This window comes from Brucella oryzae (assembly GCF_041929965.1).
In the GTDB taxonomy this organism is placed as follows: domain Bacteria; phylum Pseudomonadota; class Alphaproteobacteria; order Rhizobiales; family Rhizobiaceae; genus Brucella; species Brucella oryzae.
This window is the reverse complement of the sequence record NZ_JBHEEO010000008.1, coordinates 197,354-223,732: the sequence shown is the minus strand read 5'-3', so window position 1 is coordinate 223,732 and position 26,379 is coordinate 197,354. Positions and strand designations below refer to the sequence as shown.

Here is a 26,379-nt window from a genome sequence, read left to right as displayed (position 1 = left end):
AGAACTAATTAAGGAGAAGGCTCATGCGTCACGGTAACGGATACCGTAAGCTGAACCGCACTGCCTCGCACCGCAAGGCGATGTTCGCCAACATGGCTGCTTCGCTTATCGAACACGAGCAGATTGTGACGACGCTTCCAAAAGCTAAGGAAATTCGCCCGATCGTTGAAAAGCTTGTCACGCTCGGCAAGCGCGGCGATCTGCATGCCCGCCGTCAGGCTATCTCAGCTATTCGCGACGTCAAGCTCGTCGCAAAGCTGTTCGATACGCTGGCTGCTCGCTATGCAACCCGCAACGGCGGCTACATCCGCATCATGAAAGCCGGCTTCCGCGCTGGCGACAATGCGCCTCTGGCCGTTGTTGAATTCGTGGAACGCGATGTCGATGCAAAGGGCAAGGCTGACCGCGCCCGCGTAGAAGCCGAACAAGCTGCTGAAGCAGACGCAGCATAATCTGTACTGTTTCTGACTATTGAAAAGGGTCGCCTTGTGCGGCCCTTTTTATTTGCGGATTTGCGGTCTCGATACCTAGTTGACGGAAAATTGCACCGACTTCTGTTCAAGGTCACAATGTAGCCCTTTATCCTTGGCCTCAGTTGATTACATTTGGACAACGAGTCCCGCCACCTCTGGTGGAAGTGGCGGCGAGCTTGAAAAGCGGAGTATGTGCATGAAGTGGCGACGTTTGAGTATATTGGGTTTTGTGCTGGCATCCATCGGACTGGCCGTGCCGTCCGCCATGGCGCAGGATGCGACTCAGAAGCAGATACCGCTCAGCCGCGCCGATATGCAGTTGTCCTTCGCTCCGCTCGTGAAGGAAACCACACCCGCTGTTGTGAATGTCTATGCCGCGCGTCAGGTGCAAGCGCGTTCTCCATTCGCGGGCGATCCCTTTTTCGAGCAGTTCTTCGGGCGACAGTTCGGGGAGAGCAAACCGCGTATCCAGCAATCGCTTGGTTCCGGGGTGATCGTCGACAGTTCGGGCATCGTTGTGACGAACAACCACGTCATCAAGGATGCCGATGAGATCAAGGTGGCGTTGTCGGATGGGCGCGAGTTTGAAAGCAAGCTGCTACTGCGTGATGAAACCACAGATCTTGCTGTTCTCAAGATCGAAGCCAAGGACAAGTTTCCGGTACTGGGGCTTGGCAATTCCGATGATGTCGAAGTCGGCGATCTGGTGCTGGCCATTGGTAATCCGTTCGGCGTGGGACAGACTGTGACGAGCGGTATCGTATCGGCGCAATCGCGTACGCAAGTCGGCATTTCCGATTTCGACTTTTTTATCCAGACGGATGCCGCCATCAATCCGGGGAATTCCGGTGGCGCATTGATCGATATGCGCGGGCGGCTGATCGGCATCAATACGGCGATCTATTCGCGGTCGGGCGGCTCCGTAGGCATTGGCTTTGCAATTCCCTCCAATATGGTTCGTGCCGTTGTGGAAGCAGCGCAGAATGGCAGCAAAAGTTTTGAGCGCCCCTATATCGGCGCGACTTTTCAAGGCGTGACCGCCGATCTGGCCGAAGGGCTCGGCATGGAGAAGCCCTACGGGGCTTTGATTACCGCTGTAGCAAAAGGTGGCCCGGCGGAAGCGGCAGGGCTGAAAATCGGCGATGTGGTTTTGTCCGTTCAGGGCGTTCGCGTCGATAATCAGGATGTGCTCGGTTATCGTCTGTCGACAGCCGGCATTGGTAACACCGTGTCGGTTGAAATCATGCGGGGCGGAAAGAACCAGACCATCCCGGTGAAGCTTTCAAAGGCGCCTGAAGTTAAGGAAACCGCGCCGCAGGTCATCGAGGGCGATAATCCTTTTGCGGGTGCCTCCGTGCTTGAACTCACGCCTTCGACGGCTGCAAAACTGCGTCTCAAACGCGATAGCCAGGGGGTGGCCGTTGTCGATGTCTATTCCGGTTCGCCAGCAGCAAGGCTCGGATTGCGTCCCGGTGATATTGTTCGCAGCATCAATGGAAACCCTATCCGCACCGTGGGAGATATGACTGCGATACTGGATGCGGGGCGCGGTCTTGCCTGGCGGCTTGAGGTGGAGCGCAACGGAACGCTTTTGCGCCAGTTCGTGCGTTAAAAAGGTACCGGCATAGCGCCAAAAGTTGCATGCCGCTTCGGGTCGCATTATGCCTGAAGCGGCATTTAATTTATCGATCGAGCGAATGAAATGAGCGACCTTTTTTCAGCAGCGGCTGATCCCAATGCGGACCGCAACCGGCCGCTTGCTGACCGCCTGCGCCCGAAACATTTGTCGGAAGTAACCGGTCAGGAACATCTGACCGGGCCTGAAGGCGTTCTGACACGGATGATCGCGTCCGGCTCGCTCGGCTCCATGATCTTCTGGGGGCCTCCAGGCACAGGCAAGACGACTGTTGCCCGCCTGCTGGCGGGCGAGACCGATCTGGCTTTTGAGCAGATTTCGGCGATTTTCTCCGGCGTTGCCGATCTCAAGAAGGTCTTTGAATCGGCCCGCGCGCGACGCATGTCGGGACGCCAGACACTGCTTTTCGTAGACGAAATTCATCGCTTCAATCGTGCACAGCAGGATTCGTTTCTGCCGGTCATGGAAGATGGCACCGTTATCCTGATCGGCGCCACGACGGAAAACCCGTCTTTCGAGCTCAATGCCGCTCTTTTGTCCCGGGCGAGAGTGCTGACTTTCCATCCTCATGACGGCGAGAGTATTGCAACGCTTCTGACCCGTGCCGAAGAGCAGGAAGAACGTTCCCTGCCACTGGACGAGGAAGCGCGGGCAAGCCTCATTCGCATGGCTGATGGCGATGGGCGCGCTGCACTGACACTTGCCGAGGAAGTCTGGCGTGCGGCCCGTCCTGACGAAGTGTTTACTGCGGAAAAGTTGCAGGATGTCGTGCAGCGCCGGGCTCCAGTATATGACAAGGGCCAGGACGGGCATTACAATCTGATTTCGGCGCTGCACAAATCCGTGCGGGGGTCGGACCCCGACGCGGCGCTCTATTATCTTTCCCGTATGTTCGATGCGGGCGAAGATCCGCTATATCTCGGGCGGCGGCTTGTACGCATGGCGGTTGAAGATATCGGCCTTGCTGACCCGCAGGCTCTGGTCATCTGCAATGCCGCCAAGGATGCCTATGACTATCTGGGCTCACCGGAAGGGGAACTGGCGCTGGCGCAGGCCTGCGTCTATCTCGCGACGGCCCCGAAGTCGAACGCCGTCTATGTGGCCTATAAAGCCTCGATGCGCGCCGCCAGGGAAAACGGTTCTCTGCTGCCGCCGAAGCATATTCTCAATGCACCGACCAAGCTGATGAAGAATGAGGGGTATGGAGAGGGCTACGCTTACGACCATGACCAGCCCGACGCCTTTTCGGGGCAGGACTATTTTCCGGAAAACATGGGCAGGCAGAAATTCTACGATCCGCCGGAGCGGGGCTTTGAGCGGGATATTCGCAAGCGCCTGGAATATTGGGCGCGGTTGCGGCAGGAGCGTCAGGGACGACGCTGACGTCCGGAGCGGGTTCACTTTTGATGGAAACGCTCTGTCCCCATAGTTATCCACATTCATCCACAGTTTGAGCCGCCTGCATCGCCTTGGGCGGCTTTTGTTTTTGCGTCTTCACGCGGGTTTGAAGCGGTCGGGAACCGCTGGCCCATCGTTAGAAAGGTCTTTTTAATCTTTACGCTTTATCAATCTTTGCAAAGAGACGAGGTTTTCCATGATGCGCGTTTTGTTTCTCGTCGCGCTCGTGATCCTAGGAGGCTGCGCGACCGCTCCACGGCAGGTCAACAATGTGTGTGCGGTCTTCGATCAACGCGACGGTTGGTTCAATAACTGGCAGACGGCTGCCACGCGGGTTTCGCGGGAATTCGGCGTTCCGGTTCCGGTTCTGATGGCTACGATTTATACCGAGTCCGGGTTCCAGCCTTACGCCCGCCCACCACGCACCAAGATCCTCTGGATTATTCCGTGGAAACGGGCTTCCAGTGCCTATGGCTATTCGCAGGCGTTGAATGGCACCTGGGACCGCTATAAGCGGGAAACAGGTCGCTGGACCGCATCGCGCACCAATTTTGCGGATGCTATTCATTTCGTTGGCTGGTATCACTATCAAAGCTATCAGAAGAACGGCATCAACCGGGCCGATGCCTACAGCCTTTATCTCGCCTATTATTCGGGCCATGGCGGTTATGCGCGGGGTGCGTGGCGGGGGAACGCTACAGCCCTCAATGGTGCAAAACGTGCACAGTCGATGGCCAATCGTTATGCCGCGCAGTTGCGTAGTTGCGGCGGCTTAAGTTAAAAAGCCAATGGCCAGATTCAAACTTACATTTGAAATACCATCCGGCCTTAATCGCTACTATCGTGCGAGTGGAATCGCTAATTGAGGATAACCATTTCATGCTGAAGAAGACCGGTATTGCCCTTTTCGCCGCCACGTTTCTGGCAGGCTGCACCACCGATCCCTATACTGGGGAACAGAAGATGTCGAACACCGCAGGCGGCGCTGCGATTGGTGCGGCTGTCGGTGCTTTGGGTGGTTTGATGGTCGGTGGTTCCAGCCGTGCGCAGCGCAATGCCGTGCTGATCGGTGCCGGTATCGGCGCGCTCGGCGGAGGCGCAATCGGCAATTACATGGATCGCCAGGAGAATGAACTGCGCGCCCAGTTGCAGGGCACCGGCGTGTCCGTGACCCGTAATGGCGACCAGATCATTCTGAACATGCCTTCGAGCATTACTTTCGATACCGATCAGGATCAGGTGAAGAGCCAGTTCTATCCGACGCTGAATTCGGTTGCGATTGTGCTGCGCAAGTTCAACCAGACCCTCGTGGATGTTTACGGCCATACCGATTCGACCGGCAGCGCCAGCTACAATCAGGGCCTCTCCCAGCGTCGTGCTGCTTCTGTTGCAAGCTATCTTGGTTCGCAGGGCATCGATCCGCGCCGCTTTGCCGTCATCGGCTATGGGGCAAGCCAGCCGGTTGCGACCAACGCAACACCGGAAGGACGTGCGCAGAACCGTCGTGTGGAAATTCAAATCTCGCCGCTTCGCGCCGCCAGCTGATTCCCTTCGCGGGTTGAGAAGCCTTCAACGCAGTCTTTCGAAAGAAAGGCTGCGTTTTTGTTTGCTTTCGCGAATCGTCAGACTCCGCGATTTGGTTTGAATTAAGTTAATTGGTGGACAGTTCTATTACTTTCGTATTCACTGATATTAGGGAACAATTATAGAACAAAAATACAGAACTCTTTTTAATCAATAAGTTAGACCCATTGCCAAATGAGAACAAAACAGATACAAATAGATCGTGGCAACGAGCCTGCCGGGCTTCTAGCGAGACAAGAGGATGGTGTAAGATGTCTCAGAATTCATTGCGACTTGTTGAGGAAAATTCAGTGGACAAGACTAAGGCTCTTGATGCGGCATTGTCGCAGATCGAAAGGGCGTTCGGTAAAGGCTCGATCATGCGCCTTGGCCAGAACGATCAGGTTGTCGAGATCGAGACGGTATCGACCGGATCGCTTTCGCTGGACATCGCGCTCGGCGTTGGCGGTTTGCCTAAAGGACGTATTGTCGAGATATACGGACCGGAAAGTTCGGGTAAGACGACACTCGCGTTGCATACAATCGCGGAAGCACAGAAGAGGGGTGGTATCTGTGCATTCGTCGACGCGGAACATGCACTTGATCCGGTCTATGCGCGCAAGCTAGGTGTTGATCTTGAAAACCTGTTGATTTCGCAGCCCGATACGGGTGAGCAGGCACTCGAAATTACCGATACGCTTGTGCGCTCGGGCGCTATCGACGTTCTCGTGGTCGATTCTGTCGCGGCTCTGACGCCACGTGCCGAGATCGAAGGCGAAATGGGTGACTCCCTGCCTGGTCTTCAGGCGCGTCTCATGAGCCAGGCGCTACGTAAGCTTACTGCATCGATCTCCCGTTCGAATTGCATGGTGATCTTCATCAACCAGATTCGTATGAAGATCGGCGTCATGTTCGGTTCGCCGGAAACGACGACTGGCGGTAACGCTCTCAAGTTCTATGCTTCGGTTCGTCTGGATATTCGCCGTATCGGTTCAATCAAGGAACGCGACGAAGTTGTTGGCAACCAGACCCGCGTGAAGGTCGTCAAGAACAAGCTTGCACCGCCCTTCAAGCAGGTCGAATTCGACATCATGTACGGGGCTGGCGTTTCCAAGACCGGTGAGCTGATTGATCTTGGCGTGAAAGCCGGTGTCGTCGAGAAGTCCGGTGCGTGGTTCTCGTATAATTCCCAGCGACTGGGGCAGGGCCGCGAGAATGCCAAGCAGTTTCTCAAGGACAATCCGGAAGTTGCCCGCGAGATCGAGACGACACTTCGTCAGAATGCCGGTCTGATTGCCGAGCAGTTCCTTGAAGATGGCGGGCCGGAGGACGATGCCGGCGAGGCTGCAGAAATGTAAGATCGCCAATATCTGGTGAGTTATCAAAGCCCCACGCAATTGCGTGGGGCTTTGTTTTGCGGCTATGTATTTCTGCAAAGTTGGAAGTGCTGATTTTACCGCCTGCATTTGTCATCTTTTGGCGGAAATTGCTTTTATGGCGCAGCGTACTTATCTGGACAGAAAAGCAAGGCATCGTTAAAAGCGGTCAACCGAAAACTCCATTTCACGTCCTAGCAGTGCGGGAGAGCCTCGGGCCTTCGATGATCGTTGGTGGCTGTGGGAGTTTGAACAGGATAATTGATGCAGCTTTCTGCGAAGCTGTATCCGTGCAGGGCAAAAAGCCCAAGGGTGACTTATGGCTGGCGTCAACGAGATAAGGTCCACATTCCTCGATTATTTCCGCAAGAACGGGCATGAGGTCGTTCCATCAAGCCCGCTCGTACCGCGTAACGATCCGACGCTGATGTTCACCAATGCGGGGATGGTGCAGTTCAAGAACGTTTTTACGGGCCTTGAACATCGTTCCTATAATCGCGCCACGACCTCGCAGAAATGCGTTCGCGCCGGTGGTAAGCACAACGATCTGGACAATGTCGGCTATACCGCTCGTCACCATACCTTCTTTGAAATGCTGGGCAATTTCTCGTTCGGCAACTATTTCAAGGAAGATGCCATCAGCTTCGCCTGGAACCTGATCACGAAGGAATTCGGCCTTCCTAAGGACAAGCTGCTCGTCACAGTTTATCACACGGATGACGATGCTGCCAATTACTGGAAGAAGATTGCCGGTCTTTCCGATGATCGCATTATCCGCATTGCCACCAGCGATAATTTCTGGGCGATGGGCGATACCGGCCCATGCGGTCCGTGTTCTGAAATCTTCTTCGATCATGGCGACCATATATGGGGCGGACCTCCGGGATCGGCTGACGAAGACGGTGACCGTTTTATTGAAATCTGGAACCTCGTTTTCATGCAGTTCGAGCAGCTCACGCCCGAACAGAGGATCGATTTGCCGCATCCGTCCATCGACACCGGTATGGGGCTGGAACGCGTTGCTGCGGTTCTGCAGGGTGTGCATGACAACTACGATATCGATCTCTTCAAGGCGTTGATCCGTGCATCGGAAGAGGCAACCGGCGTCAAGGCAGAAGGCGAATTCCGCGCCAGCCACCGTGTCATTGCTGACCATCTGCGTGCTTCGAGCTTCCTGATCGCCGATGGCGTCCTGCCGTCCAATGAGGGCCGTGGCTATGTGCTGCGTCGCATCATGCGTCGTGCAATGCGTCATGCCCAGCTTTTGGGCGCGAAAGAACCACTGATGTGGCGTCTGCTGCCGGCCCTGATCCGCGAAATGGGACAGGCCTATCCGGAGTTGATCCGTGCTGACGCGCTGATCTCCGAAACGCTCAAGCTCGAAGAGACCCGTTTCCGCAAGACGCTGGATCGCGGTCTCGGCCTGTTATCGGATGCGACGGAAAATCTGGTTGAAGGTGATCGCCTCGACGGTGAAACCGCTTTCAAGCTTTACGATACCTACGGCTTCCCGCTTGATCTGACGCAGGATGCGCTACGTCAGCGCGGTATCGCCGTCGATACGGATGGCTTCAGTGCCGCCATGGAACGCCAGAAGGCCGAGGCTCGCGCCAATTGGGCCGGCTCGGGCGAAGCTGCGACGGAAACCATCTGGTTCGGTATCAAGGAAAAGGTCGGTGCTACGGAATTCCTCGGATATGAAACGGAGATTGCCGAAGGCGTTATCACAACACTTGTTCGCGACGGTGCAGAAGTACAGTCCGTTGGCGAAGGTGATGTTATCTCAGTCGTGGTCAATCAGACCCCGTTCTATGGAGAATCTGGCGGCCAGCAGGGCGACACCGGTACGATCTCCGGGGAAGGTTTTGCTATCGCAATCAAGGATACGCAGAAGAAGGGCGAAGGCGTCTTCGTTCACATCGGCGAAGTTAGCAAGGGGACGGCAAAGACTGGCGATGCTGTTGAGCTGAAAGTGGATTCGGTGCGCCGCACGCGCATCCGCTCCAACCATTCGGCGACACACCTTCTGCATGAGGCACTCCGTGAAACGCTTGGCAGCCATGTCGCACAGAAGGGCTCGCTCGTTGCACCGGATCGTCTGCGTTTCGACTTTTCGCATCCGAAGCCGATTTCGGCTGAAGAACTGACGCAGGTGGAAAGCCTCGCCAACGAAATCATTCTGCAGAATGCTCCGGTCAGCACCCGTCTGATGGCTGTTGACGATGCGATTGCCGAGGGTGCCATGGCGCTGTTCGGTGAGAAATATGGCGATGAAGTGCGCGTCGTTTCCATGGGCACCGCCAAGCATGGTTTGAAGAAAGGCAAGGCCTATTCAGTCGAGCTTTGCGGCGGCACGCATGTGCGCCAGACCGGAGACATCGGCCTTGTCCGCATCGTTTCGGAAGGCGCGGTTGCCGCTGGCGTTCGGCGTATGGAAGCGCTGACGGGTGAGGCAGCACGTCTTTACCTCGAAGAGCAGGACGAGCGCGTAAAGGCCATCGCCGGCGCATTGAAAACGACACCGTCTGAAGCATTGGAACGTGTCAATGCGCTGCTTGATGAACGTAAGAAGCTGGAACGTGAACTTGCCGATGTCCGCAAGAAGCTTGCGCTTGGCGGCGGTTCGGCAGAGGGCGGCAGCGCGGTTGAAGCCGTGAATGGCGTCAATTTCCTCGGCAAGATCGTGACCGGCGTTTCCCCGCGTGATCTCAAGCCGCTTGCCGATGAAGGCAAGAAGCAGGTCGGCTCGGGCGTGGTGCTGTTCATCGGCGTTGGCGATGATAACAAAGCCAGTGCTGTTGCTGCCGTGACGGAAGATCTGGTCGGCCGTTTCAGCGCAGTCGATCTGGTTCGTGCGGCTTCGGCGGCGCTGGGAGGCGCAGGCGGCGGCGGTCGCCCGGACATGGCGCAGGCCGGTGGCCCCGATGGCGCGAAAGCGGCGGACGCAATCGCGGCCGTCAAGGCTCTCATCAGTTAAGGTCAGATATAGAAATGGGAAAAGCCGGGTTTTGCCCGGCTTTTCCTATGCGGCATGTGCTGCGCGGCTATCGTCCGGCGCTTCGCTTCTCTCATGCAGGCCGTAGTCACGCATCACGCTGGCTACTCGCAAACGGTAATTCTCAAAGACACCATCGCGGCCCTGTCCCTGTGCCACCCGATGCGAGGGCAGGTTGCGCCATTCGCGCACGGCTTCTTCGTCGCGCCAGAAAGACAGCGAGAGCAGCTTGCCGGGATCGGCCAGGCTCTGAAACCGTTCGATCAACAAAAAGCCATCGATCTTTTCTAGGTCTTTTCGCAGGCTTGCGGCAATGTCGAGATATTGGCCGCGCCTGTCGTCATCGGCTGGCCAGACTTCAAATAGGACGGCGATCATGGCTTGATGAACTCCCCATGCGGTGCGGATTGCAGTTTGAGGAAGATGCGGTCCTCGGATCGGATGAATTGCTCCCGCCTTGCAAATTCATAGTTCTCGCGCCCCAACGGATCGGCGGCGAGCCGGGCCCGGTATGCTTCATAGGCGGCAAGGTTTTCGATAGAGTAGACGCCATAGGCCGTTGTCGACGATCCTTCATGCGGCCCGAAATAGCCGATGAGATTTGCACCGTTGCGTGGAATGGCCTGTCCCCAGTTGCGCGCATATTCTGCAAAGGCATCCGCCTTGAACGGGTCGATCTGATAGCGGATGAAACAGGTAATCATGCGTGTCTCCTTCAAATGCATGTCTGCGATGCTGACAATGTAGCAATTGAAATGTATTCATAGTTCGGTTAGCATCGAAGTATGAAAGATGGCCCGATCATAGCTTCCGTTGCAGCACTCCTTGGTGATCCGGCGCGTGCAAACATGCTCACGGCACTGATGGATGGACGCGCACTGACTGTCAGTGAACTTGCATCAGCCGCAGGTGTGACGCTGCAAACCGCCAGCGGACATCTTGCAAAGCTCGATGCGGCCAATTTGCTGGTTGCGGAGAAGCAGGGGCGGCACCGCTATTTCCGGCTTTCTGGAACAGATGTGGCGCAGGTCCTCGAGGGGCTTATGGGCCTTGCGCAACGCACTGGCGCTGTGCGGGTGCGGACCGGCCCGAAAGATCAGGCGCTGCGCAAGGCACGCATCTGCTATGACCATCTGGCCGGTGAGCGTGGCGTGGAAATGCTTGATGCCTCGCATCGGCTTGGAATGATTGTTAACGATAGTGAGCCGGTGCTGACAGAAAAGGGTAGATCGTTTTTCAGTTGCCTCGGCGTCGATGTGACCACTTTGGAGCAGGGCAAGCGCCCAGTCTGCCGTCACTGCCTTGACTGGAGCGAGCGACGCAGTCATCTGGGGGGAGCGCTCGGGGCGGCACTCTTGAACCATTTTATTTCACAAGGCTGGGCACGTCGTGAAGCGGGGCGTGTCATTGCGTTTTCGCCGAAAGGTGCGCAGGCATTCTCGCGCACATTTGAGCTGGCTGGCTGGATTGCGTGACCTGAACAGCCAGCGTTAGCGGTGTCAATGCTGTGTGGCGGCAGCGGCTGCTTCGTCCAACTCGGTAGCCCGTTTCATTGCGGGGCGATCCTTCAGCCGGTCCCAATAGGCGACGAACGCTCCTCTGGCGGGCAGTGTGCCAAACCGGAGGCCCCAGCCGATGTGCGAACCGACATAAACGTCAGCGGCCGTAAAGCGGTCGCCGGTGATGTATGGATGGTGCGAAACGGCTTTTTCCAATGTGTTGACCACGGTGTCGTAATTGCCGTAGCCGACCATTCCCTGCTTGTCTGCGGGGATTTCAAAGCCGAGCGCATGGTTGGATAAGGCGGCTTCCACAGGACCTGACGTAAAGAACAGCCAACGGAAGAAATCCGCGCGCTCATTGGGATGCGGCGCCAGGCCAGCTTCTGGAAATGTCGTTGCCAGATAGGCGCAGATTGCAGCCACTTCCGTCACCACCGCATCACCGTGACGCAGAGCGGGAACCTTTCCCATCGGATTGATTGTGCAGTAGTCAGGCCCTTTCATAGGCGGACCGAAGTCCAGAATTTCCACGTCATAGGGTTTGCCGATCTCTTCCAGCATCCAGCGCGCAATACGTCCACGCGACATCGGGTTGGTATAGAGCTTCAACTCAGCCATTTCATCCTCCCTGTAAGAGGTGGCAGAATGCGCTTTTTCCGTTGAAAAGGAAATGAAAAAACCCGGCAGCGGTGCTGCCGGGTTTTCCATATCGACAATAAAAGTCGAAGATTTTATCAGGCGGCCATGGCCTTCTGGAGGTTCTCGTCAATCTTGTCGAGGAAGCCGGTGGTCGAGAGCCAAGGCTGATCCGGACCGATGAGCAGGGCCAGATCCTTGGTCATGAAGCCGCTTTCGACGGTGTCCACGCAGACCTTTTCCAGCGTATCGGCAAAACGCTTCAGCTCGGCATTGTCATCGAGCTTGGCGCGATGAGCAAGGCCACGCGTCCATGCGAAGATCGAAGCGATCGAGTTGGTCGAGGTTTCCTCGCCCTTCTGATGCTGGCGGTAGTGACGGGTCACGGTGCCGTGTGCGGCTTCAGCTTCAACCGTCTTGCCATCCGGCGTCATCAGAACCGAGGTCATCAGGCCGAGAGAGCCGAAGCCCTGAGCCACGATATCCGATTGAACGTCGCCGTCGTAGTTCTTACAAGCCCAAACATAGCCGCCGGACCACTTAAGCGCCGAAGCGACCATGTCATCAATGAGGCGGTGTTCGTACCAGATCTTGGCAGCCTTGAACTTGTCCGCGAATTCAGTTTGATAGACTTCTTCGAAGATGTCCTTGAAGCGACCGTCATAAGCCTTGAGGATGGTGTTCTTAGTCGAGAGATAGACCGGGTAGTTGCGCTGCAAGCCGTAATTCAGCGAAGCGCGTGCAAATTCGCGGATCGATTCGTCGAGATTGTACATGGCCATTGCCACGCCAGCCGACGGAGCCTGATAGACTTCGTGTTCGATGGTCTCGCCATCTTCACCGACGAACTTGATCGAAAGCGTACCCTTGCCCGGGAACTTGAAATCGGTCGCGCGGTACTGGTCGCCGAAAGCATGGCGGCCAACGATGATCGGCTGGGTCCAGCCCGGCACGAGACGCGGAACGTTCTTGCAGATGATAGGCTCGCGGAAGATCACACCGCCGAGAATGTTGCGGATGGTACCGTTAGGCGACTTCCACATCTTCTTGAGCTTGAACTCTTCAACGCGCGCTTCGTCAGGGGTGATGGTCGCACACTTTACGCCGACGCCATATTCCTTGATAGCGTTGGCTGCATCGATGGTGACCTGGTCATTGGTCGCATCGCGGTTTTCAACCGACAGATCGTAATATTTCAGATCGACGTCGAGATAGGGATGGATCAGCTTGTCCTTGATGAACTGCCAGATAATGCGGGTCATCTCGTCGCCGTCGAGTTCAACGACTGGGTTCGCAACCTTGATTTTTGCCATGGATGAAGCCTCTTTTTCAATACGTCGCGCCCGTATAGCACTCACGGCGAATAAGGCAAAGCGTAAGAGACTTATTCTTTGACCTATAGAGCGTTTAGGTGGTCAAAATTTCGGGAGAGATTTGCGAGAAGGTGTGGAACGGCTTTTGGATGGCGCAGATTACGCGGCGTGGTTGTTGACGTGAGATTTCTCCCATGACGATTGCCGCTCGCGATAGTTCTTCTCCTCGCTCGCCAGAATGGCATCGGCATCCAGAGTGGAGATGGCAGCCGACTTGTTAGTGGGAACCAGACCATCGAGTTGCAGCGAAAGATAGCGCCCACAGCAAACCCGCAGGAACGATGCGAAATTGTCGAGGTCATGCCCCTCGTTACGGGATTCATCGTAAAGCTTGCCGATCAGGCGGGTGGCTGTGAGACCGTCGCGCGCCGCAATATCCTCCAGCGTCCACCAGAAGAAATTTTCCAGCCGCACGCTTGTCGCAGCACCATCAATGCGCAGCGAACGTGTCACGCTCAGCCAGAGTTCAGGATCGGCGCCGATGAACAGCCTGCACATGATTTTCTCCGGATCATTCTCCCAAACTTACTGTCGCTCAGTTTCGCCCTGCCTGCAACCGTGCTGGAAAACAGGCAGGGCGTTGCGATCAGCCATGCGTAATCCTGGTGCCCAGAACCGCGAGAAACTGCGACAGCCATGCCGGATGGGCAGGCCATGCGGGCGAGGTTACGAGATTGCCATCGGTGACGGCTTGATCGACCGGAATATCGGCATATTTGCCGCCTGCAAGCTCAACTTCCGGGCGGCATGCTGGATAGGCCGAGCAGGTGCGGCCCTCCAGAACACGCGCTGCGGCCAGCAATTGCGCGCCATGGCAGACGGCGGCGACGGGCTTGTTCTCCTCGAAGAAGTGCTTCACCACCGCGATCACCTTCTCATCGAGACGCAGATATTCGGGCGCGCGACCGCCCGGAATGACAAGCGCGTCATAGCTTTCCGGTTTCACGTCAGCGAAGGTCGCGTTCAGCGTGAAATTATGGCCCGGCTTTTCCGTATAGGTCTGATGGCCTTCAAAGTCGTGAATGGCTGTCGCGATATGGTCGCCAGCCTTCTTGCCGGGGCAGACGGCGTGCACCGTATGGCCAACCGTCAAAAGTGTTTGGAACGGGACCATGGTTTCATAGTCCTCACCAAAGTCGCCGCATAGCATGAGTATCTTCTTACCGGACATTGCTTCCTCCCTTGAATGTGTATCTGGTGGCAACAGTCTGGCACGAGTGGGCAGCAAATAGGTGTTATCAGGCTACTACACAGGCTTTTCCCTAAAACACGTAAGGGGAATCTTTGCGATTCCGCGTCAATTATGTAAGGGAAACGCCACGATACGATAGCAAATGCGGAAGAGATCATGGCAGGAACAGACAAACAGCGCCCCATACTCGCGGAAGGACCGGCAATCGTGCTGGTGGAGCCGCAATTGCCGGAGAATATCGGCATGGTGGCGCGCGCCATGGCGAATTTCGGTCTGGCGGAACTGCGTCTCATTAATCCGCGCGAGGAATTTCCAAGCGAAAAGGCGAGGGCAGCAGCCAGCAAGGCCGATCATGTGATCGACAATGCTGTGGTCTATGACGACCTGCCTTCCGCTATCGCCGATCTGAATTTCGTCTATGCGACGACCGCGCGCGAACGCGACGGTTTCAAGCAGGTTCGCAGTGCCGTGGAGGCGGGCCATGAGCTGCGCCGCCGTTTTAGAACTGGAGAAAAGACCGGCATCCTGTTTGGTCGCGAACGCTTCGGTCTTAGTAATGAGGAAGTCGGTCTGGCGGACGAGCTGGTGACGTTTCCAGTCAACCCGGCCTTCGCATCGCTGAATATCGCCCAAGCTGTTTTGCTGATGTCCTATGAATGGATGAAGTCGGGTCTTGAGACGGAGACTGAAACGGTGTTCCGTGGACCGGAGCTTGAGATGGCGCCGAAGCAGGAGTTGCAGGGACTCTTTAATCATCTCGAAGAAGCCCTTGATGTCAGAGGGTATTTTCGCCCGGAAGCCCGTAAGGAAATCATGGTCAGTAATCTGCGCGCCGTACTGACGCGCGCCGGTTTCGCATCTGCGGAGCTGAAGCTGCTACGCGGCGTTGTTACGTCTCTTGACGTGTTCACACCGAAGAAGCCGCGTGGCTCGGGTGCCCCGGAAGGACGTGCGCGCAAGCTCACGAATGAAGCTCCGGCAATAAAGGACAAGGACGAATGAAAAACGCACCCGCTGTGAGCTTTTCCGCCATGCCTTCCGCAGACGTCGAAAGACCCATTCTGGTTTTTGACAGCGGTATCGGAGGTTTGACGGTTTTGCGCGAAGCGCGGGTGCTTATGCCGGATCGTCGCTTCGTCTACGTTGCCGACGATGCTGGATTTCCCTATGGCGGATGGGAAGAGGATGCGTTACGGGTGCGGATTGTCGAACTGTTCGGCGAGCTCATCGCCGCCTATGATCCCGAAATCGCGGTCATTGCCTGCAATACGGCCTCCACGCTGGTACTGGACGATCTGCGCCGCGCCTATCCGTCGGTGCCATTTGTCGGCACTGTGCCCGCAATCAAGCCTGCCGCCGAAAGAACATCGTCGGGCTTGGTTTCCGTATTGGCGACCCCCGGCACTGTCAGGCGTGCATATACGCGCGATCTCATTCAATCTTTCGCTTCCCAATGCCATGTTCGTCTTGTCGGTGCCGACCAACTAGCAGCGGTAGCGGAAGCCCATATTCGTGGCGAGAAGATTGATGAGACGCTGGTGGTCGAACAGATTTCGCCCTGTTTCATCGAGCAGGATGGCAGCCGTACCGACATTGTCGTTCTGGCCTGCACGCACTATCCGTTTCTTGCCAATGTGTTTCGTCGTTTAGCGCCATGGCCGGTTGACTGGCTCGATCCCGCGGAAGCCATCGCCCGGCGCACTGTCTCCCTGCTGAAACCACGCCGTCCTGATGAAGAACTGCATCATCACAATGATCTAGCGGTGGTGACATCCCAAAATCCGGATTATGCCATTCGCAGGCTTATGCAGGGCTTCGGTCTGCATTTTGCATGAGGCACAATTCTTAGGGCCTTGAATTTTCCGGACGTGTAGCGATCATGGGAATGATCGTTTCATAGGGGAAGATGCAATGACCTGCACCATACCACAAATTACCCTGCCTTCGGGCCGGACGGTTCCAGCGCTTGGGCAGGGCACTTGGTATATGGGCGAGGACAGCACACAACGTCGCTATGAAATCGAATCATTGAGAAGCGGTATCGATCTCGGGATGACGCTGATCGATACCGCAGAAATGTACGCTGACGGTGAGGCGGAAGATGTTGTCGGCGAAGCCATTTCGGGCCGCCGTGACGACGTGTTTATCGTCAGCAAGGTATTGCCGTTCAATGCATCACGGAAGGGCACGATTGAAGCTTGCGAAAGAAGTCTGGAACGCCTTCGCACAGATCGTATCGATCTGTATCTGCTGCACTGGCGTGGGCGATATCCACTTGAAGAGACTGTCGCGGCATTCGAAGAATTGCAGCATGCCGGGAAGATCGTGAGCTGGGGTGTCAGCAATTTCGATACGGCTGACATGAAAGAGCTGGCCGGTATAACGGGTGGCAAGGCCGTCTCGACAAACCAGATACTCTACAATCTGACGCGACGAGGCCCGGAATTTGACCTGATGCCATGGTGTGCTGAGCGCAAAATTCCACTTATGGCTTATTCGCCGATTGAACAGGGTCGATTGCTGGGCAATCCCGTACTGGCAGAAATTGCAAGCGAGACGGGAGGAACGCCAGCCTCTGTCGCGCTTGCTTGGACGATGCGGGCCGGCAATGTTATCGCAATTCCAAAATCCTCTAATCTACATCATGTGCGAGACAATAGAAAAGCTGCTGAGTTGCGGCTTTCCGAGGGTCAATTGAACCGTCTGGACCAGGCTTTCGCGCCGCCGTCCCGGAAGACTGCATTGGAAATGCTGTAACCAATTCACGCATACCACCCCCAAAACCGGTTTTCACTTTTGAGTGCGGCATGCTCTAACCGGATTCCTTCTGACGAGTATCCTTTTTCGCCTGAGCGACGCTGGCGGCCTTCCGGAGTCGTCCACGCTCTGCCGGGCGAACAAGGCTGTCGTATTTTTCGTTCGGGATGTTGCGCATGCCGTTAAGCGCATGACGCGTATTGAAATCCTTCCCCTTCTTTTCGTTGGCTTCTTTGATCGCCAGTGCCTTTCGGGCATTGGCGATCAGTTCGGCGCTGGCAGACATGCGACGTCGGCGTTCAACTTCGGTATTGATGCGACGCACGGCCATGGCCAGAACGGAAACTTTCAGATGGGAACCTTCATCCGCCTTGGAGGGTGCTGCGCCGCGAGCGGCTTCCTTTCCGCGCATTTCACGTCTGCGCTGGTGAGCCTGATCTTTTGCCTTCTTGCGGCGCTCACGGATCAGTTTCGCCAGATGGGAAAGCTCTTCATCAGAGACGTTCTGCAAAAAAGGGTGGTGCGATTTTTCCACCAGTTCTTTTTCGTCGGCATTGAGAGCACGGGCTTCCTGCTTCTTGGTGACGGCCATGGGGCATCCTTTCTGCTAACGATGAAATTTCTCAAGGGAAGATATAGGCCTGAACGCCACACCGGAAAGATCGGGTTGCTCATTCTGGCTCTTGAGCTGTGTTTTTTTCACTTTGTTCTTCGAGATGCTTCAAAATCGCCTTCAGCTCGCTGAGAGGCAGGTGTTCCGCGCCGATCGTTTCGCTCTTGGTCGTGGAAACGATATTCAGGATCTCATCGAGTTTAGCTTGTGTGGCGCTTGCTTCTCGATCCTGCGCGTTCTGGATCAGGAATACCATCAGGAAAGTGATAATGGTGGTCGATGTATTCACCACCAGTTGCCATGTGTCCGAGAAGTTGAAGAATGGTCCGCTGAACCCCCATATGATGATGGACAAGGTAGCCAGTACGAATGCCAGATAATGACCGGCAAGTTCTGCAGCCTTTTCGCTGAGTTTTGTGAAGAACTGTGACATCGCAACCTCCAAACGACAGGCATGAAACGTTTGATTGAGGGATGCGGTTCCGTAATCGACATATGCGGACGGAACCTTCAGGCGCTGGTTGCCGTTTGATCTACACAAAGTACGCGGAGGTAGAGCGATGGAGATTGTCGAAACCCGTATCAGTTCCGTCGGAGGGTTCAAGCTCTATATGGTGGAGTTTGTCACCGATGGCGAAGAAAAGATCACGGCCAAAGTCGAGAACGAGACCGAAGCCGAACTCGCGCGTGATGAAGTGTTACGCCGCGCTGCAATCAAGCTTGGTGAAGCGCTCGGCGTTGCATGTATGGAATGCGGCATTCAGCCTGAAAGCCTGCTGACACGTCCAAGCGCACGCCGTGCCGGAGACCGGGCAGAGCTCGAGCGCCAACTGGACGAAGGGTTGGAAGACACGTTTCCCGCCAGCGATCCAGTATCCGTTACCGGCTCGACGATTGCCGGTTTTGCCGGGCCGAAAAACTGAACGATGGTTATAAGCAAGAAGCCGGGCTATTCACCCGGCTTCTGAGGTTGTTCAGAAAATGAGTCCTGTAAAGGGCATATCCATCTGATAATACTACAGATTGCGACGCTTGCCTTCCATCAGGTCGAGCACGGCGCGGGCGCAGTCGAGTACATTGGAACCTGGTCCGAACACGGCTGCCACACCATGGTCGAACAGATACTGATAATCCTGACGCGGAACGACGCCACCGCAGACAACGATGATATTTTCCGCGCCCTTCTTGCGGAGCGTGTCCACAAGCTGGGGTAATAGTGTCTTGTGACCGGCGGCAAGCGACGAGACCCCGAGAACGTGTACCTTGGACTTGATCGCCATATCGGCGGCTTCATCTGGCGTCTGGAACAGGGGGCCGGCCAATACTTCGAAGCCGATATCACCAAAAGCAGAAGCGATAATTTTGGCACCGCGATCATGTCCGTCCTGGCCGAGCTTGGCGACCATTACTTTCGGCGTTTCACCGATCTGCTTCTTGAAATCACCGAGCCGGTTGACCAGCGTCTGATATTCCGGCTCGTCCTTGTAGGCAGCGCCGTAGACTTTCTTGACGACTTTCGGAACGGCCGCATGGTCTCCGAATGCGCGGCGCATGGCATCGGAAATTTCACCGACACTGGCGCGGGCGCGGGAGGCTTCAACGGCGGCCGCAAGAAGGTTGCCTTCACCGGTCTTGGCGACCTGTTCGAGTTCGGCCAGAGCCGCTTCGACTTTTGCCTTGTTGCGCGTTTCCTTCATGCGGTTGAGGCGTGCAATTTGCGATTGGCGAACAGCCGAATTGTCGATCTCCAGAATGTCGATTTCGTCTTCCTGCTCGAGGCGGAACTTGTTGACGCCGACAATGACTTCGTCGCCCTTATCGACCGCCGCCTGCCGCTTGGTAGCAGCCTCTTCAATGAGGCGTTTCGGAAGCCCGCTTTCAACAGCCTTGGTCATGCCGCCAAGCTTCTCGACCTCCTCGATCAACGCCCATGCCTTTTCGGCCAGTTCGTTGGTGAGGTTTTCGATGTAATAGGAACCTGCCAGCGGATCGACCACTTTGGTTACGCCGGTTTCGTTCTGAAGGATGAGCTGCGTATTGCGGGCAATGCGAGCCGAAAATTCTGTTGGCAAAGCAATAGCTTCATCGAAGGAATTGGTGTGCAGCGACTGCGTGCCGCCCAGTGCAGCCGACATGGCTTCGAATGCGGTACGGACGATATTGTTATAGGGATCCTGTTCCTGAAGCGATACGCCTGAAGTCTGGCAATGCGTGCGCAGCATCAGCGAGCCGGGCTTCTTCGGATCGAATTCCTTCATAATGCGCGACCAGAGCAACCGCGCAGCGCGCAGCTTGGCGATTTCCATGAAGAAATTCATGCCGATGGCAAAGAAGAATGACAGGCGCCCTGCAAATTCATCGACGTTCAGGCCCTTGTTCAGGGCAGCGCGCACATATTCACGCCCATCGGCAAGCGTGAAAGCCAGTTCCTGAACCAGCGTCGCGCCCGCTTCCTGCATGTGATAGCCGGAAATGGAAATCGAGTTGAACTTCGGCATTTCGGCGGCGGTATAGGCGATGATATCCGCAATGATCCGCATGGATGGTTCCGGCGGATAGATATAGGTGTTACGGACCATGAACTCCTTGAGAATGTCGTTCTGGATCGTGCCGGAGAGCTGCGCGCGTGGCACCCCTTGTTCTTCGCCTGCTACGATGAAATTGGCAAGGATCGGGATAACCGCGCCGTTCATGGTCATGGAGACGGAGATCTTTTCCAGCGGGATGTCGTCGAAAAGGATTTTCATGTCCTCGACGGAATCGATCGCCACGCCTGCCTTGCCGACATCGCCTTCAACGCGTGGATGGTCGCTGTCATAACCGCGATGGGTGGCAAGGTCGAAGGCAACCGAAACGCCCTGCTGACCGGCGGCGAGCGCCTTGCGGTAGAAGGCGTTCGATTCTTCGGCCGTCGAGAACCCGGCATATTGCCGGATAGTCCACGGCCGACCCGCATACATTGTGGCGCGGGGGCCGCGCAGGAAAGGCTCGAAACCGGGCAGGGTGCCAAGATGGTCGATGCCCTGCAGATCGTCTTCCGTGTAGAGCGGCTTGACGTCAATGCCTTCCGGCGTATGCCAGATGAGACTGTCGGCTGGCCGCTTCAATTCCTTCTCAGCCAAGGTTTCCCAATCAGCTCGGGTGGTGGGGCGCTCGCTCATATCGACCTCACTCAAATTCCATAATCAATTCATCCACGGCGAGACTTGCACCTGCTTCTGCCGTAATGCGCTTTACGGTAGCACGGCGTTCCGCACGCAGCACGTTTTCCATCTTCATGGCTTCTACCGTGGCCAGCGGCTGACCGGCCTCGACCGTTTCACCATCCTTAACGAGGATCGATGTGATGACGCCCGGCATCGGGCAGAGCAACATTTTCGACGTATCTGGAGGCAGCTTTACCGGCATGAGTTGTGCAAGTTCTGCGATACGCGGCTTGCGGACGTGGGCAAGCACATCCATGCCACGCCAGCGCAAACGCCATCCCGTGCCCGAACGCGAAACCTTGATGGCAATGGGCCTGCCGCCGACGGTGAACGAGCCCAGATGGCTACCGGGATGCCAGTCGCTGGCAACAGGCAAGCTGCCACCATCCATGAAATTGATTGTCGTTCCGCCTTCGCCTTCCGCAATACGAATCGGCAAAGTAAGCCTACCGAGTGTCGCCACCCAGTCGGTCGCCACAGATTGCTGTTCGCTGGAAATCCGCCCGGTAATCTGCATGTTGCGCCGTTCAATCGCCAGATTGATCTGGGCGGCAACCGCAGCAAATACCCGCGCATCGTCTTCCGAAACCGATACTCCGGCGAAGCCGTCCGGATATTCCTCGGCGATGAATGCAGTTGTGAGTGCACCTTCGCGGAAGCGCGGATGCTCCATCACAGCCGACAGGAAAGGCAGGTTGTGGCCGATGCCTTCCACCTCGAATGCGTCCAAAGCATCTCCCATCGCGTTGACGGCGCTGGCACGGTCCGGCCCCCAGGTGCAGAGTTTTGCGATCATCGGGTCATAATACATCGAAATTTCACCGCCTTCGAACACGCCGGTGTCATTGCGCACGATTGTACCGTCTGAATTACGGCCTTCGACTGGCGGACGATAACGGGTCAGCCTGCCGATAGAAGGCAGGAAGTTACGATATGGGTCTTCCGCGTAGAGGCGGCTTTCCATCGCCCAACCGTTCAGCTTTATGTCGCTCTGGCCGAAACGGAGCTTTTCACCGGAAGCGATGCGGATCATTTCTTCCACAAGGTCGATGCCGGTGATGAGCTCCGTCACTGGATGCTCGACCTGTAGACGCGTATTCATTTCAAGGAAGTAGAAGTTACGGCTGCCGTCAACGATGAATTCCACCGTGCCCGCCGAAAAATAGCCAACGGCCTTTGCGAGAGCCACGGCCTGCTCGCCCATGGCCTTGCGGGTCGCTTCATCAAGGAATGGCGAAGGTGCTTCTTCGATGACCTTCTGGTTACGGCGCTGAATGGAACATTCACGTTCGCCAAGATAGACGACGTTGCCGTGCTGGTCGCCCAGAACCTGAATTTCAATATGGCGCGGCTGGGTGACGAATTTTTCGATGAATATCCGGTCGTCGCCGAAAGAGGATTTGGCCTCATTGCGTGAAAGCTGGAATCCTTCGCGGGCTTCGTCGTCGTTCCATGCAATACGCATGCCTTTGCCGCCGCCGCCAGCAGAAGCCTTGATCATCACAGGATAGCCGATGGATGTGGAAATGCGAACCGCCTCGTCGGCGTCTTCGATCAAACCCATATGACCGGGTACGGTAGAAACACCGGCTTCGGCTGCAAGTTTCTTCGAGGTGATCTTGTCGCCCATCGCGTCAATTGCGTTCACCGGCGGGCCAATGAAGGTAACATTGGCGTCCTTCAGTGCTTCAGCGAAGCGCGGATTTTCCGACAAAAAGCCGTAGCCGGGATGCACTGCATCCGCGCCAGTTTCCTTGATCGCCGCGAGAATCTTGTCGATGACGATATAGGACTGATTGGAGGGCGCTGGTCCGATGTGGACTGCTTCGTCGGCCATTTTTACATGCAGGGCGTTGCGGTCGGCATCAGAATAGACCGCCACCGTTGCGATGCCCATTCTCTTCGCCGTCTTTATGACCCGGCATGCAATTTCGCCACGATTGGCAATGAGAATTTTCTTGATCATTTTTATCGTACCCATAGCAATCTTACAGCGGAATGGTGTCGTGCTTCTTCCACGGCGTGCTTTGCTGCTTATTGCGCAGGCTGGCAAAGGCGCGGGCGATGCGGCGGCGTGAAGAATGCGGCATGATGACTTCGTCGATGAAGCCACGTTCAGCGGCCACGAACGGATTGGCAAAGCGCTCCTCATATTCCTTCGTGCGGGCGGCGATTTTTTCGATATCGCCCAATTCGGAACGATAGAGGATTTCCGTTGCACCCTTGGCGCCCATAACTGCGATTTCCGCCGTCGGCCACGCATAATTGATATCAGCGCCGATATGTTTCGAGGCCATCACATCATAGGCGCCGCCATAGGCCTTGCGCGTGATGAGCGTAACCATGGGAACGGTTGCTTGGGCGTAAGCGAAGAGCAGTTTTGCGCCGTGCTTGATGACACCGCCATATTCCTGTGCCGTGCCCGGCAGGAAGCCCGGGACGTCGACAAGAGTTAGGATCGGGATGTTAAAGGCATCGCAGAAGCGAACGAACCGGGCAGCCTTGCGCGAGGAATCGATGTCGAGGCAACCGGCAAGCACCATAGGCTGGTTTGCAACCACACCGATGGTTTGTCCATCCATGCGGATGAAGCCGGTAATGATGTTCTTCGCAAAAGATTCCTGAATTTCGAAGAAATCGCTTTCGTCTGCCAGCGCGTGGATAAGCTCCTTCATGTCGTAGGGCTTGGTGGCGCTATCTGGAATCAATGTGTCGAGCCGCATTTCGAGCCGCGCCGGATCGTCGAATACCGGACGTACGGGCGGCTTTTCGCGATTGTTGAGCGGCAGGAAGTCGAACAGAATGCGGACCTGTTCCAGCGCTTCGATATCGTTCTCATAAGCGCCGTCGGCGACCGATGATTTTCTGGTGTGGGTCGAGGCACCGCCCAGTTCCTCCGCCGTGACAATTTCGTTGGTGACGGTTTTCACCACGTCGGGGCCTGTCACGAACATATAGGAACTGTCACGCACCATGAAGATGAAGTCGGTCATGGCAGGCGAATAGACCGCACCGCCAGCGCAGGGGCCCATGATGACGGAGATCTGCGGCACCACACCGGATGCATCTACGTTGCGCTTGAATACGTCAGCGTAGCCCGCGAGCGACGCAACGCCTTCCTGAATGCGCGCACCACCGGAATCATTGAGGCCGATCACCGGCGCGCCATTTTTCATGGCCATATCCATGACCTTGCAGATTTTCTGCGCATGGGTTTCAGACAATGAACCGCCCAGAACGGTAAAATCCTGGCTGAACACATAGACCTGCCGACCGTTGATCGTGCCCCAGCCTGTCACCACGCCGTCGCCAGCAACTTTCTGCTTTTCCATGCCGAAGTCGGTGCAGCGATGGGTGACATACATGTCGAACTCCTCGAACGAGCCTTCGTCGAGAAGCACTTCGATCCTTTCGCGGGCTGTGAGCTTGCCTTTGCCGTGCTGAGCATCAATGCGGCGCTGACCTCCGCCAAGGCGGGCTTCCGCGCGACGGGATTCGAGCTGTTCAAGAAGTTCCTGCATAAAGTCCCCATTTTTGGGCGGCCTTTGAAAGGCGAGTTATGAAACTGAAAAGATAGTCTTTTTCTCCTTTCTGCTTAAAATCCGAAGGCGTTCTGGAAAAGCTTGAAAAGGTGCGATTGTGTAAGATATAAATTTGCAAATAGCGAAATGCGAATTTGCAAAAATGGCACCGAGAAAACTTTATATCGGCAGAAAGATACGTGAAATACGTGAGCAACATAAGGCAACCCAGTCGGGCTTTGCCGAACGGCTTGGTATTTCAACGAGTTACCTCAATCAGATCGAGAATAATCAGCGGCCTGTCTCTGCAGCCGTTTTACTGGCTCTGGCTGAAAACTACCAGATCGATATAGGCGCGATTTCATTGGGTGATGACGATCGGTTGCTTTCAGCCGTTTCCGAAGCGCTGGCCGATCCCGTTTTCGACAACTACAAGCCGAATTTGCAGGAACTCAAGCTCATTACGCAAAATGCGCCGGGGCTGGCTCATGCACTGATCGCCTGTCATCAGGCCTATCGCCGCAACAGCGAACAGCTGGCAAGCCTGGATAATCAGCTTGGTCGCGCTCCTTCCACCGCCGAGCCTGCGCCTTACGAGGAAGTTCGCGACTTTTTCCATTTTATCGACAATTACGTACATGAGATTGATATTGCCGCAGAAAAGCTTGCAGCGGAGCTAAATATTCCGGGCCGGGACATTGGAGTGGCTTTGCCGCAATATATGGAGCAGCATCACCGGGTGCATATAGCGCGAGCCGGACCGGAAGAAGCGGTCTTGCGTCGGTTCGATCCAACGGCAAAGGTGCTTTATCTCAATCCCTATTCACCAGCTTCAACCCGGAATTTTCAGATCGCGTTCCAGATTGCCGAACTGGAGATGGAAGAACTGGTAAACACGATTGCCCATCGGGCGGATTTTCGATCTGGCGAGGCAATTGAAATTTGCAAGATTGGCTTGCGCAATTATTTTGCCGGGGCGCTGATGCTGCCTTATCAGACATTCCTTTCAGCGGCTAAAGAGCTGCGCCATGATCTGGAACTGTTAGCGTCACGTTTTGGGGCAAGCCTTGAACAGGTCGCGCATCGGCTCAGCACCTTGCAGCGCTCCGGCCAGCGCGGCGTGCCGGTGTTTTTTGCGCGCATAGACAGGGCTGGAAACATCACGAAACGACATAGCGCTGCCAAGCTGCAATTTGCCAGGTTTGGGGCTGCGTGCCCTCTATGGAATGTGCATCAGGCATTCGAGACGCCGGGACGGATTATTCGACAGCTCGCTGAAACACCGGATGGTGCGCGTTACCTTTGCATTGCGACAGAGCTGACCAAGAGCGAAGGGGGCTTCAATGCACCTCAGCGGCGCTATGCCATCGCCCTTGGCTGCGAGGTGGCCTATGCGCAGGACTTCGTCTACGCGGATGGGCTCGATATTGCTGTCCGCTCTGCCTTCGATCCGATCGGTGTTTCCTGTCGTATTTGCGAGCGCGCTGAATGTGTGCAACGCGCCGTTCCGCCGCTTAAAAGCAGATTGGCAGTCGATCACGACCGTCGCGGAATTTTGCCGTATCGGCTGCTCTGAAGATCAGAAACCAGCGTGTTCCTTGAGGAACTCAGCTTCCTCAAGGGTCGTATTGCGCCCCAGCACCTTGTTGCGATGAGGAAAGCGTCCAAAGCGTTCGATGATATCGTGATGCTGACGAGCAAAACCGAGCGAGAACTCGTCGCCGAGCCTTTCGTAGAGATCCACACAACGTTTCTGGTCGCTCAGATGTTCGCTATGCATGAACGGCAGATAGAAGAACTGGCGCTGTTCTGGTGACAGCTTCCGGTCGAAATCATGATCGAGTGCTTGCGCCGCCACATCTCGGGCGAGCCCGTCACATTCGAAAGAACGGGGGGAGCCGCGGAACATATTGCGCGGAAACTGGTCGAATAGAATTGTGAGCGCAAGTGCGCTTTCTGGCTGCTGTTTCCAGTGTTCGAACTTGTCGGCGCGGGCATCTTCATAAGCTATTGAAAATTTCTCGCGAATTTCAGCGTCGATTTCGTCGCTTTTGCTGAACCAGTTTTCCCGCATCTTGGGCGAAAACCAGAAATTGAGAACTTCCTTGGGTTCGATAGCCATGACGGACCTCCTCTGA

The 26,379-nt window shown here is 55.9% G+C and carries 25 protein-coding genes; 13 read left to right on the top strand and 12 right to left on the bottom strand.

The genetic code is table 11. From position 1 onward, the window contains the following. The first annotated feature begins 23 nt into the window (after positions 1-23). The 7 genes from rplQ (at position 24) to alaS (ending at position 9,423) form a co-directional block, all read left to right on the top strand. Positions 24-452, top strand: coding sequence for a 50S ribosomal protein L17 (gene rplQ, locus JNC70_RS11385; RefSeq protein ID WP_006467000.1), 429 nt, complete (start codon positions 24-26; stop codon positions 450-452). A gap of 217 nt (positions 453-669) precedes the next feature. Continuing rightward, positions 670-2,085 carry a DegQ family serine endoprotease gene (locus JNC70_RS11380; protein WP_104756403.1) on the top strand — a complete coding sequence of 472 codons (1,416 nt, stop codon included), beginning with the start codon at positions 670-672 and terminating at the stop codon, positions 2,083-2,085. Positions 2,086-2,175: 90 nt separating this feature from the next. After that, positions 2,176-3,492 carry a replication-associated recombination protein A gene (locus JNC70_RS11375; protein ID WP_104756402.1) on the top strand — a complete coding sequence of 439 codons (1,317 nt, stop codon included), beginning with the start codon at positions 2,176-2,178 and terminating at the stop codon, positions 3,490-3,492. Positions 3,493-3,703: 211 nt separating this feature from the next. Further along, a complete protein-coding gene (locus JNC70_RS11370; protein WP_104756401.1) occupies positions 3,704-4,288 on the top strand; it encodes a transglycosylase SLT domain-containing protein in 585 nt (194 codons plus the stop codon). Positions 4,289-4,386: 98 nt separating this feature from the next. Next, the gene (locus tag JNC70_RS11365; RefSeq protein ID WP_104756400.1) at positions 4,387-5,052 is read left to right on the top strand and encodes a YiaD family glycine zipper/OmpA-like lipoprotein; all 666 of its coding nucleotides are present in this window, start codon (positions 4,387-4,389) and stop codon (positions 5,050-5,052) included. 290 nt (positions 5,053-5,342) lie between these two features. After that, positions 5,343-6,428, top strand: a complete 1,086-nt coding sequence (gene recA / locus JNC70_RS11360; protein WP_104756399.1) for a recombinase RecA — start codon at positions 5,343-5,345, stop codon at positions 6,426-6,428. A 337-nt stretch (positions 6,429-6,765) separates the two neighbouring features. Then, on the top strand, positions 6,766-9,423 hold the full coding sequence (gene alaS / locus JNC70_RS11355) for an alanine--tRNA ligase (protein WP_104756398.1): 2,658 nt from the start codon (positions 6,766-6,768) through the stop codon (positions 9,421-9,423). Positions 9,424-9,468: 45 nt separating this feature from the next. On the opposite strand, the gene JNC70_RS11350 is transcribed toward alaS, so the two are convergent. Together JNC70_RS11350 and JNC70_RS11345 are read right to left on the bottom strand one after the other, a co-directional pair. Then, complete coding sequence (locus tag JNC70_RS11350) at positions 9,469-9,819, bottom strand: antibiotic biosynthesis monooxygenase family protein (protein ID WP_104756397.1); 351 nt, start codon at positions 9,817-9,819, stop codon at positions 9,469-9,471. Beyond that, positions 9,816-10,145 carry an NIPSNAP family protein gene (locus JNC70_RS11345; protein ID WP_104756396.1) on the bottom strand — a complete coding sequence of 110 codons (330 nt, stop codon included), beginning with the start codon at positions 10,143-10,145 and terminating at the stop codon, positions 9,816-9,818. The genes JNC70_RS11350 and JNC70_RS11345 overlap by 4 nt, the downstream gene beginning before the upstream one ends. Before the next feature lie 81 nt (positions 10,146-10,226). Here JNC70_RS11345 and JNC70_RS11340 point away from each other — a divergent pair, with 81 nt between their 5' ends. Continuing rightward, positions 10,227-10,916: an ArsR/SmtB family transcription factor gene (locus JNC70_RS11340; RefSeq protein WP_211693610.1), complete on the top strand. Its 690-nt coding sequence runs from the start codon at positions 10,227-10,229 to the stop codon at positions 10,914-10,916. A 24-nt stretch (positions 10,917-10,940) separates the two neighbouring features. Here JNC70_RS11340 and JNC70_RS11335 read toward each other — a convergent pair whose 3' ends face one another. The 4 genes from JNC70_RS11335 to JNC70_RS11320 form a co-directional block, all read right to left on the bottom strand. Further along, positions 10,941-11,561 carry a glutathione S-transferase family protein gene (locus JNC70_RS11335; RefSeq protein ID WP_012091919.1) on the bottom strand — a complete coding sequence of 207 codons (621 nt, stop codon included), beginning with the start codon at positions 11,559-11,561 and terminating at the stop codon, positions 10,941-10,943. Between the two features lie 116 nt (positions 11,562-11,677). After that, positions 11,678-12,892 carry an NADP-dependent isocitrate dehydrogenase gene (locus JNC70_RS11330; protein ID WP_104756395.1) on the bottom strand — a complete coding sequence of 405 codons (1,215 nt, stop codon included), beginning with the start codon at positions 12,890-12,892 and terminating at the stop codon, positions 11,678-11,680. 159 nt (positions 12,893-13,051) lie between these two features. Continuing rightward, entirely contained in the window at positions 13,052-13,450 is a 399-nt protein-coding gene (locus tag JNC70_RS11325; protein ID WP_104756394.1) for a ribbon-helix-helix domain-containing protein, read from the bottom strand. A gap of 88 nt (positions 13,451-13,538) precedes the next feature. Beyond that, positions 13,539-14,123, bottom strand: coding sequence for a DJ-1/PfpI family protein (locus tag JNC70_RS11320; RefSeq protein ID WP_104756393.1), 585 nt, complete (start codon positions 14,121-14,123; stop codon positions 13,539-13,541). A 177-nt stretch (positions 14,124-14,300) separates the two neighbouring features. On the opposite strand from JNC70_RS11320, the gene JNC70_RS11315 reads away from it, so the two are divergent. The 3 genes from JNC70_RS11315 to JNC70_RS11305 all read left to right on the top strand — a co-directional run bounded on the left by JNC70_RS11315 (position 14,301) and on the right by JNC70_RS11305 (position 16,901). Next, positions 14,301-15,146 (top strand): RNA methyltransferase, encoded by an 846-nt coding sequence (locus tag JNC70_RS11315; protein ID WP_104756392.1) that lies wholly within the window; start codon positions 14,301-14,303, stop codon positions 15,144-15,146. Next, entirely contained in the window at positions 15,143-15,979 is an 837-nt protein-coding gene (gene murI / locus JNC70_RS11310; RefSeq protein ID WP_104756391.1) for a glutamate racemase, read from the top strand. The genes JNC70_RS11315 and murI overlap by 4 nt, the downstream gene beginning before the upstream one ends. A 76-nt stretch (positions 15,980-16,055) precedes the next feature. Next, a complete protein-coding gene (locus JNC70_RS11305; RefSeq protein ID WP_104756390.1) occupies positions 16,056-16,901 on the top strand; it encodes an aldo/keto reductase in 846 nt (281 codons plus the stop codon). 55 nt (positions 16,902-16,956) lie between these two features. On the opposite strand, the gene JNC70_RS11300 is transcribed toward JNC70_RS11305, so the two are convergent. Both JNC70_RS11300 and JNC70_RS11295 read right to left on the bottom strand, forming a co-directional pair. Continuing rightward, positions 16,957-17,493, bottom strand: coding sequence for a hypothetical protein (locus JNC70_RS11300; RefSeq protein WP_104756389.1), 537 nt, complete (start codon positions 17,491-17,493; stop codon positions 16,957-16,959). Between the two features lie 79 nt (positions 17,494-17,572). Next, positions 17,573-17,947, bottom strand: coding sequence for a low affinity iron permease family protein (locus JNC70_RS11295; RefSeq protein WP_104756388.1), 375 nt, complete (start codon positions 17,945-17,947; stop codon positions 17,573-17,575). Positions 17,948-18,074: 127 nt separating this feature from the next. Between JNC70_RS11295 and JNC70_RS11290 the strand changes: the two genes are divergently transcribed. After that, a complete protein-coding gene (locus tag JNC70_RS11290) occupies positions 18,075-18,437 on the top strand; it encodes a hypothetical protein (protein ID WP_104756387.1) in 363 nt (120 codons plus the stop codon). A 93-nt stretch (positions 18,438-18,530) separates the two neighbouring features. On the opposite strand, the gene scpA is transcribed toward JNC70_RS11290, so the two are convergent. Genes scpA through JNC70_RS11275 form a run of 3 tightly spaced genes read right to left on the bottom strand, consistent with a single transcriptional unit; the run spans position 18,531 to position 24,241 of the window. Continuing rightward, complete coding sequence (gene scpA, locus JNC70_RS11285; protein ID WP_104756386.1) at positions 18,531-20,675, bottom strand: methylmalonyl-CoA mutase; 2,145 nt, start codon at positions 20,673-20,675, stop codon at positions 18,531-18,533. A 7-nt stretch (positions 20,676-20,682) separates the two neighbouring features. Beyond that, positions 20,683-22,686, bottom strand: a complete 2,004-nt coding sequence (locus JNC70_RS11280) for an acetyl-CoA carboxylase biotin carboxylase subunit (protein ID WP_104756434.1) — start codon at positions 22,684-22,686, stop codon at positions 20,683-20,685. Positions 22,687-22,708: 22 nt separating this feature from the next. Further along, positions 22,709-24,241, bottom strand: coding sequence for an acyl-CoA carboxylase subunit beta (locus JNC70_RS11275; protein WP_104756385.1), 1,533 nt, complete (start codon positions 24,239-24,241; stop codon positions 22,709-22,711). A gap of 163 nt (positions 24,242-24,404) precedes the next feature. On the opposite strand from JNC70_RS11275, the gene JNC70_RS11270 reads away from it, so the two are divergent. Then, positions 24,405-25,817: a helix-turn-helix domain-containing protein gene (locus tag JNC70_RS11270; RefSeq protein ID WP_104756384.1), complete on the top strand. Its 1,413-nt coding sequence runs from the start codon at positions 24,405-24,407 to the stop codon at positions 25,815-25,817. A 3-nt stretch (positions 25,818-25,820) separates the two neighbouring features. On the opposite strand, the gene JNC70_RS11265 is transcribed toward JNC70_RS11270, so the two are convergent. Then, positions 25,821-26,363, bottom strand: a complete 543-nt coding sequence (locus JNC70_RS11265) for a DUF924 family protein (protein WP_104756383.1) — start codon at positions 26,361-26,363, stop codon at positions 25,821-25,823. Positions 26,364-26,379 lie beyond the last annotated feature (16 nt).

What these genes read in the sequence shown, in the direction of transcription:
- rplQ (WP_006467000.1), top strand. Translation starts at nt 24, where the DNA reads ATGCGTCACGGTAACGGATACCGTAAGCTGAACCGCACTGCCTCGCAC.
- scpA (WP_104756386.1), bottom strand. Translation starts at nt 20,675, where the DNA reads ATGAGCGAGCGCCCCACCACCCGAGCTGATTGGGAAACCTTGGCTGAG.
- JNC70_RS11380 (WP_104756403.1), top strand. Translation starts at nt 670, where the DNA reads ATGAAGTGGCGACGTTTGAGTATATTGGGTTTTGTGCTGGCATCCATC.
- JNC70_RS11300 (WP_104756389.1), bottom strand. Translation starts at nt 17,493, where the DNA reads ATGGCCGTCACCAAGAAGCAGGAAGCCCGTGCTCTCAATGCCGACGAA.
- JNC70_RS11270 (WP_104756384.1), top strand. Translation starts at nt 24,405, where the DNA reads ATGGCACCGAGAAAACTTTATATCGGCAGAAAGATACGTGAAATACGT.
- JNC70_RS11320 (WP_104756393.1), bottom strand. Translation starts at nt 14,123, where the DNA reads ATGTCCGGTAAGAAGATACTCATGCTATGCGGCGACTTTGGTGAGGAC.
- JNC70_RS11335 (WP_012091919.1), bottom strand. Translation starts at nt 11,561, where the DNA reads ATGGCTGAGTTGAAGCTCTATACCAACCCGATGTCGCGTGGACGTATT.
- JNC70_RS11295 (WP_104756388.1), bottom strand. Translation starts at nt 17,947, where the DNA reads ATGTCACAGTTCTTCACAAAACTCAGCGAAAAGGCTGCAGAACTTGCC.
- JNC70_RS11305 (WP_104756390.1), top strand. Translation starts at nt 16,056, where the DNA reads ATGACCTGCACCATACCACAAATTACCCTGCCTTCGGGCCGGACGGTT.
- JNC70_RS11275 (WP_104756385.1), bottom strand. Translation starts at nt 24,241, where the DNA reads ATGCAGGAACTTCTTGAACAGCTCGAATCCCGTCGCGCGGAAGCCCGC.
- JNC70_RS11280 (WP_104756434.1), bottom strand. Translation starts at nt 22,686, where the DNA reads ATGATCAAGAAAATTCTCATTGCCAATCGTGGCGAAATTGCATGCCGG.
- JNC70_RS11265 (WP_104756383.1), bottom strand. Translation starts at nt 26,363, where the DNA reads ATGGCTATCGAACCCAAGGAAGTTCTCAATTTCTGGTTTTCGCCCAAG.
- recA (WP_104756399.1), top strand. Translation starts at nt 5,343, where the DNA reads ATGTCTCAGAATTCATTGCGACTTGTTGAGGAAAATTCAGTGGACAAG.
- JNC70_RS11375 (WP_104756402.1), top strand. Translation starts at nt 2,176, where the DNA reads ATGAGCGACCTTTTTTCAGCAGCGGCTGATCCCAATGCGGACCGCAAC.
- JNC70_RS11350 (WP_104756397.1), bottom strand. Translation starts at nt 9,819, where the DNA reads ATGATCGCCGTCCTATTTGAAGTCTGGCCAGCCGATGACGACAGGCGC.
- alaS (WP_104756398.1), top strand. Translation starts at nt 6,766, where the DNA reads ATGGCTGGCGTCAACGAGATAAGGTCCACATTCCTCGATTATTTCCGC.
- JNC70_RS11365 (WP_104756400.1), top strand. Translation starts at nt 4,387, where the DNA reads ATGCTGAAGAAGACCGGTATTGCCCTTTTCGCCGCCACGTTTCTGGCA.
- murI (WP_104756391.1), top strand. Translation starts at nt 15,143, where the DNA reads ATGAAAAACGCACCCGCTGTGAGCTTTTCCGCCATGCCTTCCGCAGAC.
- JNC70_RS11345 (WP_104756396.1), bottom strand. Translation starts at nt 10,145, where the DNA reads ATGATTACCTGTTTCATCCGCTATCAGATCGACCCGTTCAAGGCGGAT.
- JNC70_RS11370 (WP_104756401.1), top strand. Translation starts at nt 3,704, where the DNA reads ATGATGCGCGTTTTGTTTCTCGTCGCGCTCGTGATCCTAGGAGGCTGC.
- JNC70_RS11290 (WP_104756387.1), top strand. Translation starts at nt 18,075, where the DNA reads ATGGAGATTGTCGAAACCCGTATCAGTTCCGTCGGAGGGTTCAAGCTC.
- JNC70_RS11315 (WP_104756392.1), top strand. Translation starts at nt 14,301, where the DNA reads ATGGCAGGAACAGACAAACAGCGCCCCATACTCGCGGAAGGACCGGCA.
- JNC70_RS11340 (WP_211693610.1), top strand. Translation starts at nt 10,227, where the DNA reads ATGAAAGATGGCCCGATCATAGCTTCCGTTGCAGCACTCCTTGGTGAT.
- JNC70_RS11325 (WP_104756394.1), bottom strand. Translation starts at nt 13,450, where the DNA reads ATGTGCAGGCTGTTCATCGGCGCCGATCCTGAACTCTGGCTGAGCGTG.
- JNC70_RS11330 (WP_104756395.1), bottom strand. Translation starts at nt 12,892, where the DNA reads ATGGCAAAAATCAAGGTTGCGAACCCAGTCGTTGAACTCGACGGCGAC.